Below are 16,977 nucleotides of genomic sequence, written 5' to 3' on the forward strand. Positions count from 1 at the left end.
CCGGCGGAAACGTTCAGGCAGAGGCCAGGGCACGCAGGCGGATCGGATTGTCTTCGCGCTCGAGCCAACGGACCAGCAGCATGTCGTGCAACGAGATGTGGCTGGTCACCCAACGCAGCAGCAATTCCTCGAGCTCGCGGACGCGCTGTATGGTCTTGGGCGTTTCCAGATTGGTGACGATTTCCTGCACCTTGCTCGAGATCGCCGCATGGTCCTCCATGTGCGCCTCACCGGTTTCACGTTCAATCGCCAACAGCAGCGAATCGCGCATGATGTTTTCTTCGTTGCGGAAGTGATCCAGGATGTAAGCCAGCAGGTCGCCCAGAATACCGACCAGACGGCTTTCGCATTCGGAGATCAGTGTCGGGCTGCAACCGCCGCAGGTCACCCGTGACGCATCGTGATCGTCGCAAATCTCGCGCAGCCGCAGAATATAGTCGAGCAACAACTGATGCTCGTGATCGATCACGGCATGCCCTGTCACTAGTTCGCTCGGCAATTGACGATTGGAAATTCCGGAGAGCGATTGTTCGCTGTTATTCATACCCCTCCCGCAATTTTTGCATTGTATCCAACCCGCGACCGAACAATGTAAAGAATTGTCTTGAAACATTGTGAAATCTGCCGTTAATGTAACTATATTGGCGACAAAGGCGGGGACGCATGCTGACAGCGCATCAACGACAATGGGGTGTCAACCAGTGGGCCGCCTTCATGAGCAATCGCGACCTCCCCTGCATGCCACGCTCGAAGGCCCTGCTGCTGCAACTGGAGGAAACCCTCGGTGAACGGATATCTGCTCGCGAACTGGCCGACATCGCCGGTTCCGATCCCTTCCTTTGCCTGCGCCTGCTGCGTCAGGCCGAGGCAAAACGCACCCAGCGCCTGGGGCACGAAACGACGACACCACTGGGGGCAGTGATGCAACTCGGCACAGAAAATTTTCGCAGACTCCTGCTCGACAGTCCGGAAACCGATGAAACCAACCTCGGCTTGGCCGCCTGCGAGGCACGCTCGCACTTGGCCCGCCACCTCGCACTGAATTGGGGCTCGGCGCGGGCCGACATCTCTCCGGACGAGGTCGCCATGGCCGCCCTGCTTTCAGAAATCGGCGAATTGCTGCTCTGGTCCTTCGCCCCGGACTTACCCGAGGCCGCCTTGAAGGCATTGCATAGCGGCCGCTCGGCCCGCTCGCTACAGGCTCAGGTCGATACCTGCGGATTCCGCTTCAAGGACCTGACCCTGGCCTGCGCCGAAATCTGGCACCTGCCCCCGCTGCTCATGCAATTGATCCGTGGCATCGACAATACCCGCGCCAACCTTTCCCGACTGTGTGTCGATGCCGCCCGTCACCTGACTACCGGCGGGCCGGACGACCCGGCCCTGCCGTCAGACATTGCCGAAGCCAAACACCTGATTCCGGGCGCCACGCTGGAATGGCTGACCGAGCAACTCCCCGGCCTCGACGAGGAGCAAATCGCCCGCATCGCCGCCAAGGCTGCGGACCTGCTCGATCCGCAGCACCACTGAGCCTTAACGCCGACGTCCGGACTTGCCGGCAGGTTTCGCCTTGGCTGCCGATTTGGATTTGGCTTTGACCGGCGCCTTGGGCTTGGCCTTGGCCTTGGTCGCCGGTTTTGCCTTGGCCGGTGACGCTGCTGGCTTGGCCTTGACGGCTTTTTTCCTGGCGACCGGCTTGACGACCGCCTTGGCCGGCGCCGGTATGGAAGTCGGTTTGCGCGCCCCGCCGGCCTTACGCGGCTGGCCGCCTGGCATTTCCTGCGCCAGCACGAAATCGATCCGGTTGCTCTCCAGATCTGCCCGCACCAGCTTGACGCGCACCCGGTCGCCCAGGCGGAAACGCTGGCCGGTCCGCTCGCCCAGCATCTGGTGCTTGATGGCGTCGAACTGGAAGTAATCGGCCCCCAGCTCGGAAACATGCACCAGGCCTTCGACATAGACCTCGTCAAGCGCCACGAAGATACCGAAGGCGGTCACCGCGGAAATGGTGCCGGTGAATTCCTCGCCGATACGCTCCTTCATGTAGAAGGTCTTCAGCCAGTTCTCGACGTCGCGCGTCGCTTCGTCCGCCCGTCGCTCGGTGGCGGAACATTGCAGGCCGATGTCGTCCCAGGCCATGTCCGGTGTGTAGGTCTCGCCGGCAAGTACGGCCTTGATGGCGCGATGCACCAGGAGGTCGGGATAACGCCGGATCGGCGAGGTGAAGTGCGTGTAATGCTCGTAGGCCAGGCCGAAGTGTCCGACATTGTCCGGGCTGTACATGGCCTGTTTGAGCGAACGCAGCATCACCGTCTGCAAAAGCTGGAAATCCGGCCGGGCCTTGATCTTCTCCAGCAACACGGCGTAATCCTTGGCCTTCGGGTCGTCGCCGCCGCCCAGTGCCAGGCCGAATTCACCGAGGAAACTGCGCAGGTTCTTCAGCTTGTCTTCGGACGGCGACTCATGCACGCGGTAGAGGCAGGTCTGCTTGTGCTTGGCCAGGAAATCCGAGGCACAGACGTTGGCTGCCAGCATGCACTCCTCGATGATGCGGTGGGCGTCGTTGCGCACAACCGGCACGATGTTGTCGATCTTGCCCTGCTCGTTGAACAGCATCATCGTTTCGGTCGTTTCGAAATCGATGGCGCCGCGCTGACCGCGCGCCTTGTGCAGCACCTTGTACAGTTTGTACAGATCCTGCACCTGCGGCAGGATGCTGCGGTGCACCTCGCTTTCCGGCGATTTTTCACCGGATAGCCAGGACCAGACGAGGTTGTAGGTCAGGCGCGCATGCGAACGGAAAACCGCTGGGTAGAAACGGTATTCGCCCAGCTTGCCGGTCGCGCTGATCTCGACGTCGCAAACCATGGCCAGGCGTTCGACATCCGGGTTCAGCGAACAGATGCCGTTCGACAGCTTCTCCGGCAACATCGGAATGACCCGGCGCGGGAAATACACCGAGTTGCCACGCGACAAGGCTTCCTTGTCGAGCGCCATGCCGGGCGTAACGTAATGCGACACGTCGGCAATGGCCACGACCAGGCGCCAGCCGCGCCCCTTCTTAGCGCAATAGACCGCATCATCGAAGTCGCGCGCCGTTTCACCGTCGATGGTCACCAGCGGCAGGTCGCGCAGATCGACACGATCCTTCAAATCCAGCTTGCGCACCTTGTCCGGCATCTTCTTGTTTTCGTCGAGCGCCAGCTTCGGGAATTCGAAAGGCAGATCGTGCTTGCGCAGGGCGATCTCGATCTCCATGCCCGGGTCGGCGTAATTGCCCAGCACCTCGATGATGCGTCCGATAGGCTGCGAGAATTTGCTCGGCTGCTCGATGATCTCGACCATCACCACCTGGCCGGATTCCGGTTTCACCTTGGCCTTTTTCTCCGGCGGCACCAGGATGTCCTGCGAGATGCGGCGATTTTCCGGCACGACGAAAACGACGCCATGCTCGACGAAAACCCGACCCACCACCTTGGTATTGGCCCGCTCGGTCACCTCGACGATGCTGCCCTCCGGGCGCCCCTTGCGATCGATGCCGACCACGCGGGCCAGCACGCGGTCGCCATGCAGCACCTTGCCCATCTGGTGCTGATCGAGGAAAAGATCGGCACTGCCATCGTCCGGCACCAGGAAGCCATAGCCGTCGGGATGCCCCTGGACGCGCCCGGGAATCAGGCTGGCTCGCTCTGGCAGGATGTAATCGCCCTTGCGATTGCGCATCAACTGCCCTTCACGTTCCATGGCGCTCAGCCGACGCTGGAACATCTCGCGCTCAGTGCCGGCGATATCGAGCAAATTGCTCAGCTCGACAAAGCTGACCGGCCGCCCTTCGTTCTCCAGAACCTGCCCGATGTACTCGCGTGACGGCAAGGGCAAATCGTAACGCGCGGACTCGCGTTCGAAAAACGGATCGGCCCGACGAATTTTGGAGAGTTTCTTTCTTGACATCGAGTGTCTTTCCTATAAAATGCGCGCTCTTCGCACCTGTGCCCAGGTGGCGGAATTGGTAGACGCACTAGTTTCAGGTACTAGCGCTGAGAGGCGTGGGGGTTCGAGTCCCTTCCTGGGCACCAACGAATACAGAGCAAAGGCTTCGAGCAATCGAAGCCTTTTTTCTTTGGCCCCGCCTGATGCCGCGCATTGTCTCACAAGCCGGGGCAGAACATTCGAATCCCTAAATTGCAAAATAAGACTTCCCATTTCCCGGGAATCCGATATAATGCGCGCTCTTCGCACCTGTGCCCAGGTGGCGGAATTGGTAGACGCACTAGTTTCAGGTACTAGCGCTGAGAGGCGTGGGGGTTCGAGTCCCTTCCTGGGCACCAACGAATACAGAGCAAAGGCTTCGAGCAATCGAGGCCTTTTTTCTTTGCTGGGCTGCCAAAGCCTGCCGGCAACAATTGGCAACACATCGGTACACGATGTCGGTCATCGGCAACGACGGCGCATCGTTATTCGACTCATCAGCATCACATTACCCAGTGAGTCGAAACATGAAAAAGATCGCCAGCCTTATCGTCGCCGCCAGCCTTGCCGTTGCCGGCATCGGCTCCGCCCAGGCCGACTGGGGGCATCATCGCCCGGACTTCCGGCCACCGATGCCCCACCATCACCATCATCATCATCGCCATGATCGCGGCCCCGGCTGGATCGGCCCGGCTGCCATTCTGGGCATCGCCGGCCTGGCGATTGGCGCTGCAGCCTATAGCCACGCTCAGGCAGCACCGGTCTATGTCGAACCCGTTCGCCCCATGCCGCCTCCGCCTGCGCCGAGCCTTTGGTACTACTGCGGCTCCTCCGGCCAGTATTACCCTTACACCAACGTCTGCCCGGAAGGCTGGGTAGCGGTTCCGGCACGCTGAAATGAAAACGGGCCCAAAGGGCCCGTGCACCGCAGCAGCGAGGTTCGCTTACTTGAACGGATGCTGCTTGAGAATGGTTTCGTCGCGCTCCGGGCCGGTCGACACGATGGCGATCGGCACACCGCACAACTCCTCCAGACGATTCAGGTAGGCCTGCGCATTGACCGGCAGGTCTTCCCAGCGCTTGACGCGGAAGGTCGTCCCTTCCCAACCCGGCATGGTTTCGTAGATCGGCTCACAACGGGCAACTTCATCCGCCCCGATCGGCAGCAGATCGACCACCTGATCGCCCAGCTTGTAGCCGGTGCAGATCTTGATTTCCTTCAAACCGTCGAGCACATCCAGCTTGGTGATGCACAGACCGGTCAGACCGTTGATACGGGCTGAACGACGCAGCAGTGCCGCATCGAACCAGCCACAGCGACGCTTGCGCCCGGTCACGGTGCCGAATTCCTTGCCTACCGAGAACATCTGGTGACCCGGCGTACCTTCAGTATCGATATCCAGTTCACTCGGGAACGGACCACCGCCGACACGGGTGCAATAAGCCTTGGTGATGCCCAGCACATAATGCAGCATGCCCGGCCCGATACCCGCCCCAGCTGCCGCCTGGCCGGCGACACAGTTAGACGACGTCACGAACGGGTAGGTACCGTGATCGATGTCGAGCAGGGTACCCTGGGCGCCCTCGAACAGCATGTTTTGGCCCGCCTGGTTGGCATCGTAAAGCGCAGCGGAAACGTCCACCACCATCGGGCGGATCACTTCGGCATCGGCCATCGCCTGATCGTAGACCATCTGGAAATCGACCGGCTCGGCCTTGAAATACTGGGTCAGCACGAAGTTGTGATAATCCAGGACTTCCTTCAGTTTCTCGGCAAAACGTTCCGGGTGGAACAGGTCGTAGACGCGCAGGCCGCGGCGTGCCACCTTATCCTCATAGGTCGGGCCAATACCCTTGCCGGTGGTACCAATCTTCTTGTCAGCGCACTTGGCACCTTCACGCGCCTTGTCGATGGCCGAGTGGTACGGCAGGATGATTGGGCAGCCCGGGCTGATTTTCAGGCGCGAACGGACATTGATACCGCCCTTTTCCAGTTCGGCGATTTCGGAAATCAGGTGGTGGATATCCAGAACGACACCGTTGCCGATGTAGCAATCGACGCCATCGCGCACGATACCGGACGGCACGAGATTCAGCTTGTAGACGTTGTCGCCGACGACCAGCGTATGGCCGGCGTTATGGCCACCCTGGAAACGCACGACCCCCTTGGCGTGATCGGTCAGCCAGTCGACGATCTTGCCCTTCCCTTCGTCGCCCCACTGGGTGCCCACCACGATGACATTCTTGGCCATTTCTAGTCCTCTTGTATTGCTTCAATAATCCAGTGCTGACCGACAAAAGCCAGCTTGCGATCGCAGACGGGGCCTTCGCAGGCAATCTCGCCCGGCAGCATCTCGACCACAATCTCTCCTTGCTCGCGCAGCGCAGCGATGTGCGCCGCCAGCACCTTGTCTGCGCCGGCATACGGCGCAAGAACAGCACCCGTTTGCTTGCCGGCCGGTGCCAGACGCGCCACTTCGCGCAAATCCATCGAAAAACCCGTAGCCGGGCGCGCCCGCCCGAAAGCCTTGCCCGCACCGTCATAGCGCCCGCCCAAGGCGATCGCTGCCGGGTAACCAGCGCAATACGCCGCAAACGCCACCCCATTATGGTAGTGATAGCCGCGCAGGTCGGACAGATCGATCGACAACGGCAAGTCCGGAGCCGCCGCGAACAAATGGCGCAAACCGTCGAGGGCAGCAGCAATACCCGGCAACGGGGGAAGCTCGGCCGCTGCACGGTCGATCACTTCAGCACCGCCGTACAATTGCGGCAAGCGCTGCAAAGCTTCACGATAGGGCGAGGGAACATCCGCGCAGGCTTCGATCAAGCCCGGCACGTCCTTCGCCTGCAACAGGCTGAGCACCGATTCCTCGGCCTCTTGTGGCAAACCGGCCGCTTCGGCAAGGGCGCGGAAGATACCGACATGCCCGAGATCGATACGATTGAGCGGCAGTTTGATCTTGTCGAAGGCACCCGCCATCAAGCGAATGATGTCGAGATCGGCCTCGATCCCGGCGTAGCCATAGAGTTCCGCGCCGATCTGAACCGGCTCGCGACTGGCCGAGATGGTCGCCGGCAGCGTATGCAGCACGCTGTCGCAGTAACACAGGCGCGTCACGCCCTGATGATTCAGCAGATGCGCATCGATCCGTGCCGCCTGAGGCGTGATATCGGCACGCACTCCCATCGTCCGACCGGACAACTGATCGACCAACTTGAAGGTACGCAGCTTTAAATCCTGGCCCGCACCGGTCAGCAAGGAATCGAGGTATTCGAGCATCGGTGGCATGACCAGTTCGAAGCCGCGACTTCGGAAGTGGTCCAGCACATTCCGACGCAGGGATTCGATACGGGCAGCCTCGGCGGGAAGGGCGTCGGCCAGGTATTCGGGTAGTAGCCAGTTCATGAGAAAAGAATCAACAGGACCAGGCCGATGATCATCGACGTCAGTCCGACAAAACGAATCTGCCCATCAGAAAACTGGATGAGCCGACGAAAGGTCTCACGCCAGGCAGCCGGCGCGACAAAGGGAAGGATGCCTTCGATCACCAGCATCAGTGCGAAGGCCATGAACAGGGTGGAACTCATTTGCCTTTGTCGTTCCCGCGCCCGACGCTCTTCATGTATTTGAAGAATTCGGAATTCGGCTCGACGACCAGCACGTCGCTCTTGCTCTTGAAGCTGTTGCGATAAGCCTCGAGGCTACGATAGAAAGCATAGAACTCGGCGTTCTGACCAAAGGCCTGTGCATAGGTTGCCGTTGCCTTGGCATCACCCTCGCCTTTGATCTTCTGGGCATCGCGGTAAGCTTCGGCAATAATGATTTCGCGCTGGCGATCCGCATCGGCACGAATCTTTTCGGCCTCTGCCGAACCTTCCGAACGTAGTTCGTTGGCGACGCGCTTGCGCTCAGCTTCCATGCGGCGATAGACCGCATCGCTGACTTCGGTCGGTAATTCCACACGCTTCAGGCGGACGTCGACGATCTGTACACCGATTTTGCGCGCATCGGCATCGGCCTTCTCACGCATCTGGTCCATGATCTTGTCGCGTTCGCCGGACACAACGTCATGCACCGTGCGCTTGCCGAACTCCTCGCGCAAGCCGGCATTCACTGTCTGGTTCAGACGGGTCTTGGCACGCGACTCGTCGCCGCCGACCGAAATGTAATAAAGCTGCGGATCGACGATACGCCACTTGATGTAGGAATCGACCAAGACGTTCTTCTTTTCGGAGGTGATGAAACGCTCCGGTTCAGCGTTATCGAGCGTAATGATGCGCTTCTCGAAATAGCGAACGTTCTGCACCATCGGCACCTTGAAGTACAGACCCGGCTCCGCAATCGCCCGCTTCATTTCGCCCAACTGAAACACAACGGCATACTGGCGCTGATCGACCGTGAAGATCGACATGGCAACAATCACCAACAGGGCGCCGAGGAGCCCGCCCAGAATATTGATACGCGAGTTCATTAACGGCCCTCCCGGTCACGCGAACGCAGCGAACCGTCGCGCGAACTCGAAGAATACGACTTGCCACCAACCTGAGGCGCAGCCTCCACTTGCGGCGGCGACTCCGACGATAGCGGAGCCGAAGGCCGGCTCGACTGCATGGCGGGAGCGTCTGTACCGGCAACCTGCCCGGCAGCGGCACTTGTCCCGGCAGCCTGAATCAATTTATCCAGCGGCAAATAGAGCAGATTGCCCTGCCCCTTGGCGTCGACCATGACCTTGCTGGTATTGGCATAAATCTGCTGCATGGTATCCAAATACATGCGCTGACGCGTTACTTCAGGCGCCTTGGCGTACTCGGTCACCACTTGCTTGAAGCGCGAAGCATCACCTTCGGCAGTGGAAATCACACGCTGCTTGTAGCCGTTGGCCTCTTCCAGCAGACGAGCCGCCGTACCCTTGGCTTTGGGAATCACATCGTTGGCGTAGGCCTGACCTTCGTTCTTCTGCCGCTCGCGATCCTGACCAGCCTTGACCGCATCATCGAAAGCAGCCTGCACCTGCTCGGGCGGCTGAGCATTCTGCATGGTCACCTTGGAAATCAGGATGCCACTCTGGTAGCGGTCGAGAATGTCCTGCATCAGCTTGGCAGCCTGCGTGGCGATTTGCTCGCGCCCTTCATACAGCACGAAGTCCATCTTGCTCTTGCCGACGATCTCCCGCACAGCGGTCTCAGCCGCACCCATCACCGCATCGTCCGGGTGGCGGTTATTGAACAGGTATTCAACCGGATCTTTCAGGATGTACTGAACGGCAAACTGGATATTCACGATGTTTTCATCGTCGGTCAGCATCAGCGCTTCCTTGAGCACCTTGTTGCGCTCGCTGCCGCGGTAGCCGATTTCGATAGTCCGCACCCCAGTCAAATTGACCAGCTCGTGCGATTGGATCGGATAAGGCAAGCGCCAACGCAAACCCGGTTCCGTCGCCTCCTTGAAGCTACCGAACTGCAGCACGATTCCGCGTTGCGAAGCATCGACAATATAGAAACCCGAACCGAGCCAGACGATGGCAACCAGACCAATCAACAAGCCGAGCCCGCTACCGAGAAACTTCGGGTTGAATTCCATGTTCGGCATGCGAGGCGGACCGTCGCCCGAGCCGCCGCCTTTGCCGCCCTTACCAAACATACCGGACAGCTTGCGATTGAAATCTCGCCACAAGTCCTCAAGATCCGGAGGACCGTCGTTCGGGCGACGAGGATCGTTACCGCCGGGCTTGTCTCCATCACCGCTTCCGCGGTTTCCCCATTGCGGGTCGTTCAGCGACATGAGCATACCTAAAGTGGAAATCATGGATATTGGGGATTCAGTCGATGTGGTCGTGTTGAGCTGCCAATTCGGCAGCAGCGATTGCCTTGCGGCGTGCTTCTGCCTTTGCTTGAGCATATTCGGCCAGAGCAGCACGCAGAAGTTCCAGGCCATCCCCGGTACGCGCACTCACTCGAACGCGGCTGATTTTACCATACTCATCCCGCTCGATTCCCGGACCGGCCTCGGTCAGGTCGATCTTGTTCCAAACAATCAGTTGCGGCACTCGGTCAGCCTCAATCTCTTCCAGCACCTTGCCCACCTCCGCAATCTGTTCGTCGCGTGCATGGCTGGCGCTATCTACGACATGCAATAGCAGATCAGCATCGGTCGCAGCTTCGAGCGTCGCATGGAAGGCATCGACCAGAGAGTGCGGTAGCGCCCGGATAAAACCGACGGTATCGGAGATCACGATGTTGCCGCCACCTTCGATCCACAGCTTGCGCGAGGTCGTATCCAGGGTCGCGAACAATTGGTTGGCGGCATAGACTCCGGCATGAGTCAGGGCATTGAACAATGTTGACTTGCCGGCGTTGGTATAGCCGACCAAGGAGACATTCAGAACGTCGCCGCGCATGCGCGCTCTACGCTGCACACCACGCTGACGGGAAAGCTTGGCCAGTCGCTCCTTGAGCAGCTTGACGCGATTACCGAGCAAACGCCGGTCGGTTTCCAACTGCGTCTCACCGGGACCACGCAGGCCGATACCACCGCGTTGGCGCTCCAAGTGCGTCCACCCCCGAACCAGGCGAGTGGACAAATGCTCCAGTTGAGCCAGTTCGACCTGCAGCTTCCCCTCGGCGCTTGATGCACGCAAGGCAAAGATGTCGAGAATCAGGCTGGTTCGGTCGATGACCCGGCATTTCAGTTCGCGCTCGAGGTTGCGTTCCTGCGCAGGCGACAACTCATGATTGAAGATGACCAGATCGGCCTCTCCTGCCCCAACCATGGCGCGAATTTCCTCTACCTTACCCTTGCCGGCAAAGGTTTTCGGGTCCGGGCTTTGGCGCCGACCATACACTTCGGCTGCGACAATGCCGCCAGCCGACTCGGCCAGCAGGCGGACCTCCTCCAGCTCATCCTCCAGGTCGGGCTGCCCGAAGTCAAGCTGAACGATCACCGCACGTTCTCCGGCGGCGGGTCGTTCAATCATTTGCTACTCCGAAATTGGAGGAAAATGCCGGCCATGTCGACCGGCGCAATCCGGAAACGGTGGCTATTCCGCGGCCTGTTCCTGCTGCAGGTTAACCGGGCGGGCCGGCACCACGGTCGAAATGGCATGCTTGTACACCATTTGGGTGACCGTATTCTTCAGCAGAACGACGTATTGATCGAAAGACTCGACCTGACCCTGCAGTTTGATGCCGTTGACCAGATAGATCGAAACCGGAACGTGCTCACGGCGCAGCGCGTTGAGGAAGGGGTCTTGTAGAAGTTGCCCTTTGTTGCTCATGGTGTGGACTCCATGTGTGTTGTTATGAGTGTCCTAATGTACCCAAATTTCCCGGCACACGCCAAGAAATTTGCGAACTCCCTACTTGTCCTTGTCGGCGAACGGATTCTTCGACGTGACAAATTGAATGCGCAAAGGCGTCCCCTGCAGACGGAAGGCTTCGCGGAATGTATGTTCCAGGTAGCGTCGATAGCTGTTGGTGATCTGATCCACCGCGTTGCCGTGAATGACAATGATCGGCGGATTGGAGCCCCCCTGGTGGGCGTAGCGCGGCTTCGGGCGGAAGACACCATGTTTGGCCGGCGCCTGCTTGGCGATGGCATCGGCCAGCACGCGAGTCAGACGCGGCGTGGACAGCTTGGTCATCGCCGCGGCATAAGCAGCATCGACTGACTTGAACAGATTCTTCAGGCCGACATTCTCGCGTGCCGAGATGAAGTGGAATTTGGCGAAATCGAGGAATTTCAGTTTGCGTTGCAGGGTCTGGCGGGTCTGCTCGCGTACGTAGCCGTCCAAGCCATCCCATTTATTGACCGCCACCACGAGGGCTCGCCCCGACTCAACGATAAAGTCGGCGATATGCGCATCCTGGTCGGATACATCCGCCTGGGCATCGACCATCAGGATCACGACATTGGCGTCCTCGATAGCCTGCAGGGTCTTGACCACCGAGAACTTTTCGATGGCTTCGAAAATCTTGCCGCGCTTGCGCATGCCAGCCGTATCGACCAGCACGTATTTCTTGCCATCGCGCTCGAAATCGATCTCGATCGAATCACGGGTCGTACCCGGTGCGTCGAAGGCAATGACGCGCTCTTCCCCGAGCAGGGTATTGATCAGCGTCGACTTGCCGACATTCGGACGGCCGACGATCGCCACCTTGAGGATATCGGATTTCTCTTCTTCCTCTTCGGGGTCTGGGAATTTATCCAGGGCCATTTCGACCAGGCCGCGCACGCCTTCGCCATGCGAAGCTGAAATGGCATGCGGTTCTCCCAGGCCCAACTCGTGAAACTCCGCCTCGACCATGCCACGATTGAGGCCTTCAGCCTTGTTGACTGCAACAAAGACCGGACGATCGAGGCGCCGAAGCTTGTTGGCGATTTCCTTGTCATGTGGCGTCAAACCGGTACGTGCATCGACCACGAAAACAACCGCATCAGCCTCGGCGATCGCCTGCTCGGTCTGGCGGGCCATTTCATGCAGGATACCGTCCTTGACCAGCGGCTCGAAGCCGCCGGTATCGACCACCAGATATGGCTTGCGGCCAACCTTGCCATGTCCATAGTGACGATCGCGCGTAAGGCCCGGCATGTCGGCAACGATGGCGTCGCGCGATTTGGTCAGCCGGTTGAACAGAGTGGACTTGCCGACATTGGGGCGGCCGACCAAAACTAGGGTAGGTTTCATTGACTCTCGATGGCGGCCACTGTGCCGCCGCTGGTTTGAACCAGAACGCTGCTGCTACCCAACGCCTGCAACGGTGCCTTGACCGCTGAACCGTCGGTTTTCTGGCGCGCCAGGAAGCTGCCGTCTTCACGCGACAGGAAGTGGATGATGCCCTCACCGTCAGCCACGATCACCTGACCGCGACGAACGATAGGCGCACCGACTCGGCGGTTTTTCAACTTGTCCTGCTTCCACAGGCCGCTACCTGAGAGACGATCGAGGCCGTAAACCACACCCTTCTCGTCGGTAACGAACAGATAACGGCCATCCAACGCCAAACCGGTGGCCGACGAAAGATCACGCGACCAGATCATGGCCCCGCCCTGCCCAAGATCGAAACAGGCAATACGACCTTGGAAGGCGACGGCACAAATTTGCCGACCATCAACTGCCGGCGAGGCGACGATATCGGCCACGCGGTCGACCTCGGTCGCCCCCTTGGGTTGCGATACGGTACCTTCCCAGACCGGGGCACCATTGTTCAGTGCCAGCGCAATCAGCTTCCCCCCCGGGAAGCCGGCGAACACATAACGATCGGCAAAGATCGGAGCTCCGGCACCGCGAATGGAAAGGCTGGAAATCGGGCGCTGATACAACCACTTGCGACCACCGTCGTTGATATCGAACAGAAAGATACGATTGTCACCGCTGCGCACAGCGACACCTTCGTCGCCGACCGCCGGAACCGACAGCACCTCGCTGGATACCTTGGCACGCCAGATCGGCTTCCCGTCACTGGTGGCAAAAGTCAGCACGTCGCCCTTGGCGGTACCCACCGCGAGCAGGCGCTCGTTGGCCCCCACACCGGCCGATAACGGCTGCCCGGCGTCGATCTTCCAAACCTGCTTGCCATCGACGAATTTCCGGATCACCCCATCCTGCCCTGCAGCGTATACAGCATCGCCAACCACGGCCGGCTGGAAAACATAATCACCCGCTTTGCCAACACCGGCATTCCACACCGTCTTCAGGTCGACTGCTGCGGTGAACGGCTGCAAAGGCGTCATTTTCGGGGCCGAACTGCTGAACGGGTTGATTGCATCGACGGCATTGGAAATGGTCGTGCAACCGGACAGCGCTAGACTGCCGGCAGCCAACAGGGGAAGCAGGCGAAGATTTTTCATGCGGCATCTCCGAGGCTATCGAGCTTCTGCTGCAACAACTCGCGCCCCGCACCCGGCTTATCACCGCTCTTTTCCATTGCCGCCTTGTACGCTTGGCGTGCCTCCACCTTCTTGCCCTGAGCGGACAAGACATCACCTTTCATTTCCAGGAAACGTGCATCGAAGGTCGAAACATGAGCGGCCTCAAGTTGCTTCATCGCTTCGTCGTATGCCTTTTCATCAAGCTGGATGGCGGCCAGACGCAAGCGCGACAAATCCTTCAACTCGTCCTTGGCGTTATCTGCCGCCCAAGTCAGTTGCGCCTTGGCCGTCTTCAGATCGCCCGCCTCGAACGATTGCTTGGCAGCCAACATGGCCCCCAGCGCAGCGTATTGCGTGCCGCCAAACTTCTCGGCCAATTCCCCGGCCGCAGCCTTGACCTTCTGCGCATCGCCGATAGCGACCGCCTGTTCCAGCACACCGTAGATCGCGGAAGCCTTGGCCGATTGGCCACCCTGATACCAGTTCCAGCCCTGCCAGCCAACCACCGCAACCGCGGCCACGCTGACTAGGCCAGTCACCAGGTTGCCGTACATCTTCCACCAGGTTTTCAGGGAATCGAGCTGTTCCTGTTCCTCGAGGTCGTAGTGCGCCATGCTGCTTATTCCTCTTCTTCCAAATCGATCAATTGGCCGATGATAGCCTCAGCCAGCCCATCCACCTTCATTTTTTTCTGCTCGCCACTGCCTTCGCGCAGGGGCTTCAATTGCGCTTCACCGGTCGCCGCCTCATCGTCGCCAATGATCACGGCAAAGGTGGCACCGCTGGCATCGGCTTTTTTCATTTGCGACTTAAAGGAACCGCCACCGCAATGCAGCAACACGTCGATACCCTGATCGCGCAAACCTTCTGCCACGCGGAAAGCCAGGCGCGAGGCATCGTCGCCCTGATGCACCAGATAGACGTCGGGCGCGGGCGCAGCGGGCTCGCCACCCGATTCGCGGATCAGCGCTACCAAGCGCTCCACGCCCATGGCAAAACCGCAGGCAGGCGTCGATTTGCCGCCCAATTGCTCGACCAGTCCGTCGTAACGACCGCCGGCGCAAACCGTTCCCTGGGCACCCAGTTTGTCGGTTACCCACTCGAAGACGGTCAGGTTGTAGTAATCAAGACCGCGCACTAGTCGCGGATTGATCGTGAATGGCACGCCGGCATCGCGCAACACGCGCTGCACACCTTCGAAATGCGCCAGCGACTCCGGGCCGAGGTAGTCGATCAGCTTGGGCGCAGCCGCGCACATCTCCTGCATGGCCGGATTCTTGGTATCCAGAATGCGCAGTGGGTTGGTGTACAAACGGCGCTTGGCATCCTCGTCGAGCAGTTCGGCCCGCTCTTCGAAATAGGCAATTAGCGCGGCGCGGTGCTGGGCGCGTTCATCCGGCTGCCCCAGGCTATTGATCTGCAGTTCGATGCCATCAAGCCCGAGGTCGGCCCACAGACGCGCGCCCATCAGGATCATTTCGGCATCGATATCCGGGCCGGTAAAGCCGAAAGACTCGACGCCAACCTGATGAAACTGGCGATAGCGTCCTTTCTGTGGACGCTCGTGGCGGAACATCTGGCCAATGTAATAGAGGCGGCGCGGCTGCTGGGCGGCCAGGTTGTGCTGGATCACCGCCCGCACGCAACCTGCAGTTCCTTCGGGGCGCAAGGTCAGTTGCTCGCCGTTCAGGCTATCCTCGAACGAATACATTTCCTTCTCGACGATGTCGGTCACCTCACCGATGGCACGCTTGAACAGCGGCGTCGGTTCGACGATGGGCATGCGGATCGGACGATAGCCGTAGCTCTTCAGCCACGAGCGAACGGTGTCCTCGAACAATTCCCAGAATTCGGCTTCATCCGGCAGGATGTCGTTCATCCCGCGCACGGACTGGAGGGTCTGACTCATGCTTGCAACTTCTTCTTGTAGGTGCGCTGGACGTAGCGCTCGATGATGTCCTTGAATTCGGCGGCGATATTTTCGCCCTTCAGCGTCACCGTCTTGACACCGTCCTCATAGACCGGTGCCGATGGCGCTTCACCGGTCCCCGGCAGAGAGATGCCGATATTGGCGTGCTTCGACTCGCCTGGTCCGTTGACGATGCAACCCATGACAGCGAGCGTCATGTTCTCGGCACCGTCGTAATGCAGGCGCCATTCCGGCATACGGGCGCGGACAAAGTCCTGCACCTCGCCGGCCAGTTCCTGGAAAAAGGTCGAGGTTGTGCGGCCACAGCCGGGGCAGGCCGCCACCATCGGTGTAAACGCCCGCAAGCCCATGGTCTGCAGGATTTCCTGAGCGACAATCACCTCCTGCGTGCGCGAACCGCCCGGTTCCGGCGTCAAGGAGACACGAATGGTGTCGCCGATACCTTCCTGCAACAGCACGGCGAGCGCCGCCGTCGACGCCACTATGCCCTTGGAGCCCATGCCCGCCTCGGTCAGTCCGAGGTGCAAGGCATAGTCGGCGCGACGCGCCAGTTCGCGGTAAATCGCGATCAGGTCCTGCACGCTAGAGACCTTACACGACAGGATGATCTTGTCGCCGGCCAGTCCCACTTCCTCAGCCTTGGCCGCCGATTCCAGCGCCGAGGTCACCATGGCATGGCGCATCATCTCGGTCGCATCCAACGGCTGCGGTGCACGCGAGTTTTCGTCCATAATCCGTGCCAGCAGATCCTGGTCGAGGCTGCCCCAGTTGACGCCAATGCGAACCGGCTTGTCGTATTTGCAGGCCAATTCGACCATCTGGGCGAACTGCTCGTCCTTCTTCTTGCCGAACCCGACATTACCCGGATTGATTCGGTACTTGGCCAGGACTTCGGCACAGGCCGGATGTTCGGTCAGCAGACGATGCCCGTTGTAATGAAAGTCGCCAATCAGCGGCACGTCGCAATTCATCTTGTCCAGATGCTCGCGAATCTTCGGCACAGCGGCTGCGGCTTCAGGGGAATTGACCGTGATGCGGACCAGTTCCGATCCGGCACGCGCCAGTTCGGCACATTGAATGGCCGTCGCCAGATAATCGGCGGTATCGGTATTGGTCATCGACTGGATGACAACAGGCGACTTACCGCCCAGAATGACGTGACCAATCGACGTCTGTCGCGTCACTCGCTTCGTTACTGCAGACACTG

16 protein-coding genes and 2 tRNA genes are annotated in these 16,977 nt (G+C 59.8%); 4 read left to right on the forward strand and 14 right to left on the reverse strand.

Going from position 1 to position 16,977, the window contains the following annotated elements:
* Window positions 1-13: 13 nt before the first annotated feature.
* The gene (locus WIF35_RS06275) at window positions 14-544 is read right to left on the reverse strand and encodes a bacteriohemerythrin (RefSeq protein WP_412480708.1); all 531 of its coding nucleotides are present in this window, start codon (window positions 542-544) and stop codon (window positions 14-16) included.
* Between the two features lie 119 nt (window positions 545-663).
* Between WIF35_RS06275 and WIF35_RS06280 the strand changes: the two genes are divergently transcribed.
* On the forward strand, window positions 664-1,530 hold the full coding sequence (locus tag WIF35_RS06280) for an HDOD domain-containing protein (protein WP_412480709.1): 867 nt from the start codon (window positions 664-666) through the stop codon (window positions 1,528-1,530).
* Between the two features lie 3 nt (window positions 1,531-1,533).
* On the opposite strand, the gene rnr is transcribed toward WIF35_RS06280, so the two are convergent.
* On the reverse strand, window positions 1,534-3,951 hold the full coding sequence (gene rnr / locus WIF35_RS06285) for a ribonuclease R (protein WP_412480710.1): 2,418 nt from the start codon (window positions 3,949-3,951) through the stop codon (window positions 1,534-1,536).
* 40 nt (window positions 3,952-3,991) lie between these two features.
* On the opposite strand from rnr, the gene WIF35_RS06290 reads away from it, so the two are divergent.
* From WIF35_RS06290 to WIF35_RS06300, 3 genes are all read left to right on the forward strand, one after another.
* Window positions 3,992-4,076 (forward strand) — tRNA-Leu (locus tag WIF35_RS06290).
* A 167-nt stretch (window positions 4,077-4,243) separates the two neighbouring features.
* Window positions 4,244-4,328 (forward strand) — tRNA-Leu (locus WIF35_RS06295).
* A gap of 168 nt (window positions 4,329-4,496) precedes the next feature.
* Complete coding sequence (locus WIF35_RS06300) at window positions 4,497-4,865, forward strand: hypothetical protein (protein ID WP_412480711.1); 369 nt, start codon at window positions 4,497-4,499, stop codon at window positions 4,863-4,865.
* Between the two features lie 48 nt (window positions 4,866-4,913).
* On the opposite strand, the gene WIF35_RS06305 is transcribed toward WIF35_RS06300, so the two are convergent.
* The 12 genes from WIF35_RS06305 to ispG all read right to left on the reverse strand — a co-directional run bounded on the left by WIF35_RS06305 (window position 4,914) and on the right by ispG (window position 16,975).
* Window positions 4,914-6,221, reverse strand: a complete 1,308-nt coding sequence (locus WIF35_RS06305; protein ID WP_412480712.1) for an adenylosuccinate synthase — start codon at window positions 6,219-6,221, stop codon at window positions 4,914-4,916.
* Between the two features lie 2 nt (window positions 6,222-6,223).
* Window positions 6,224-7,378, reverse strand: a complete 1,155-nt coding sequence (locus tag WIF35_RS06310; RefSeq protein ID WP_412480713.1) for an ATP phosphoribosyltransferase regulatory subunit — start codon at window positions 7,376-7,378, stop codon at window positions 6,224-6,226.
* On the reverse strand, window positions 7,375-7,560 hold the full coding sequence (locus WIF35_RS06315) for a DUF2065 domain-containing protein (RefSeq protein ID WP_412480714.1): 186 nt from the start codon (window positions 7,558-7,560) through the stop codon (window positions 7,375-7,377). The genes WIF35_RS06310 and WIF35_RS06315 overlap by 4 nt, the downstream gene beginning before the upstream one ends.
* The gene (gene hflC, locus WIF35_RS06320; protein ID WP_412480715.1) at window positions 7,557-8,444 is read right to left on the reverse strand and encodes a protease modulator HflC; all 888 of its coding nucleotides are present in this window, start codon (window positions 8,442-8,444) and stop codon (window positions 7,557-7,559) included. Before hflC ends, WIF35_RS06315 begins: the two co-directional genes overlap by 4 nt.
* The gene (hflK, locus tag WIF35_RS06325) at window positions 8,444-9,754 is read right to left on the reverse strand and encodes an FtsH protease activity modulator HflK (protein WP_412480716.1); all 1,311 of its coding nucleotides are present in this window, start codon (window positions 9,752-9,754) and stop codon (window positions 8,444-8,446) included. The genes hflC and hflK overlap by 1 nt, the downstream gene beginning before the upstream one ends.
* A 37-nt stretch (window positions 9,755-9,791) precedes the next feature.
* Window positions 9,792-10,946 (reverse strand): GTPase HflX, encoded by a 1,155-nt coding sequence (hflX, locus tag WIF35_RS06330; RefSeq protein ID WP_412480717.1) that lies wholly within the window; start codon window positions 10,944-10,946, stop codon window positions 9,792-9,794.
* A 63-nt stretch (window positions 10,947-11,009) separates the two neighbouring features.
* Entirely contained in the window at window positions 11,010-11,246 is a 237-nt protein-coding gene (gene hfq / locus WIF35_RS06335; protein WP_011288708.1) for an RNA chaperone Hfq, read from the reverse strand.
* 81 nt (window positions 11,247-11,327) lie between these two features.
* Window positions 11,328-12,656 carry a ribosome biogenesis GTPase Der gene (gene der / locus WIF35_RS06340; protein ID WP_412480718.1) on the reverse strand — a complete coding sequence of 443 codons (1,329 nt, stop codon included), beginning with the start codon at window positions 12,654-12,656 and terminating at the stop codon, window positions 11,328-11,330.
* Window positions 12,653-13,819 (reverse strand): outer membrane protein assembly factor BamB, encoded by a 1,167-nt coding sequence (gene bamB / locus WIF35_RS06345; protein ID WP_412480719.1) that lies wholly within the window; start codon window positions 13,817-13,819, stop codon window positions 12,653-12,655. Before bamB ends, der begins: the two co-directional genes overlap by 4 nt.
* Window positions 13,816-14,454, reverse strand: coding sequence for a YfgM family protein (locus WIF35_RS06350; RefSeq protein ID WP_412480720.1), 639 nt, complete (start codon window positions 14,452-14,454; stop codon window positions 13,816-13,818). Before WIF35_RS06350 ends, bamB begins: the two co-directional genes overlap by 4 nt.
* A 5-nt stretch (window positions 14,455-14,459) precedes the next feature.
* Complete coding sequence (gene hisS, locus WIF35_RS06355; protein WP_412480721.1) at window positions 14,460-15,749, reverse strand: histidine--tRNA ligase; 1,290 nt, start codon at window positions 15,747-15,749, stop codon at window positions 14,460-14,462.
* Window positions 15,746-16,975: a flavodoxin-dependent (E)-4-hydroxy-3-methylbut-2-enyl-diphosphate synthase gene (gene ispG, locus WIF35_RS06360; RefSeq protein ID WP_412480722.1), complete on the reverse strand. Its 1,230-nt coding sequence runs from the start codon at window positions 16,973-16,975 to the stop codon at window positions 15,746-15,748. Before ispG ends, hisS begins: the two co-directional genes overlap by 4 nt.
* Between the last annotated feature and the right edge of the window lie 2 nt (window positions 16,976-16,977).

Source organism: Azonexus sp. IMCC34839, assembly GCF_047047955.1.
Classification (GTDB): domain Bacteria; phylum Pseudomonadota; class Gammaproteobacteria; order Burkholderiales; family Rhodocyclaceae; genus Azonexus.

Coding starts and splice junctions, on each gene's coding strand:
- WIF35_RS06310 (WP_412480713.1), bottom strand. CDS start 7,378: ATGAACTGGCTACTACCCGAATACCTGGCCGACGCCCTTCCCGCCGAG.
- WIF35_RS06275 (WP_412480708.1), bottom strand. CDS start 544: ATGAATAACAGCGAACAATCGCTCTCCGGAATTTCCAATCGTCAATTG.
- WIF35_RS06350 (WP_412480720.1), bottom strand. CDS start 14,454: ATGGCGCACTACGACCTCGAGGAACAGGAACAGCTCGATTCCCTGAAA.
- WIF35_RS06315 (WP_412480714.1), bottom strand. CDS start 7,560: ATGAGTTCCACCCTGTTCATGGCCTTCGCACTGATGCTGGTGATCGAA.
- hflX (WP_412480717.1), bottom strand. CDS start 10,946: ATGATTGAACGACCCGCCGCCGGAGAACGTGCGGTGATCGTTCAGCTT.
- WIF35_RS06280 (WP_412480709.1), top strand. CDS start 664: ATGCTGACAGCGCATCAACGACAATGGGGTGTCAACCAGTGGGCCGCC.
- hflC (WP_412480715.1), bottom strand. CDS start 8,444: ATGAACTCGCGTATCAATATTCTGGGCGGGCTCCTCGGCGCCCTGTTG.
- der (WP_412480718.1), bottom strand. CDS start 12,656: ATGAAACCTACCCTAGTTTTGGTCGGCCGCCCCAATGTCGGCAAGTCC.
- hisS (WP_412480721.1), bottom strand. CDS start 15,749: ATGAGTCAGACCCTCCAGTCCGTGCGCGGGATGAACGACATCCTGCCG.
- hfq (WP_011288708.1), bottom strand. CDS start 11,246: ATGAGCAACAAAGGGCAACTTCTACAAGACCCCTTCCTCAACGCGCTG.
- WIF35_RS06300 (WP_412480711.1), top strand. CDS start 4,497: ATGAAAAAGATCGCCAGCCTTATCGTCGCCGCCAGCCTTGCCGTTGCC.
- hflK (WP_412480716.1), bottom strand. CDS start 9,754: ATGTCGCTGAACGACCCGCAATGGGGAAACCGCGGAAGCGGTGATGGA.
- rnr (WP_412480710.1), bottom strand. CDS start 3,951: ATGTCAAGAAAGAAACTCTCCAAAATTCGTCGGGCCGATCCGTTTTTC.
- WIF35_RS06305 (WP_412480712.1), bottom strand. CDS start 6,221: ATGGCCAAGAATGTCATCGTGGTGGGCACCCAGTGGGGCGACGAAGGG.
- bamB (WP_412480719.1), bottom strand. CDS start 13,819: ATGAAAAATCTTCGCCTGCTTCCCCTGTTGGCTGCCGGCAGTCTAGCG.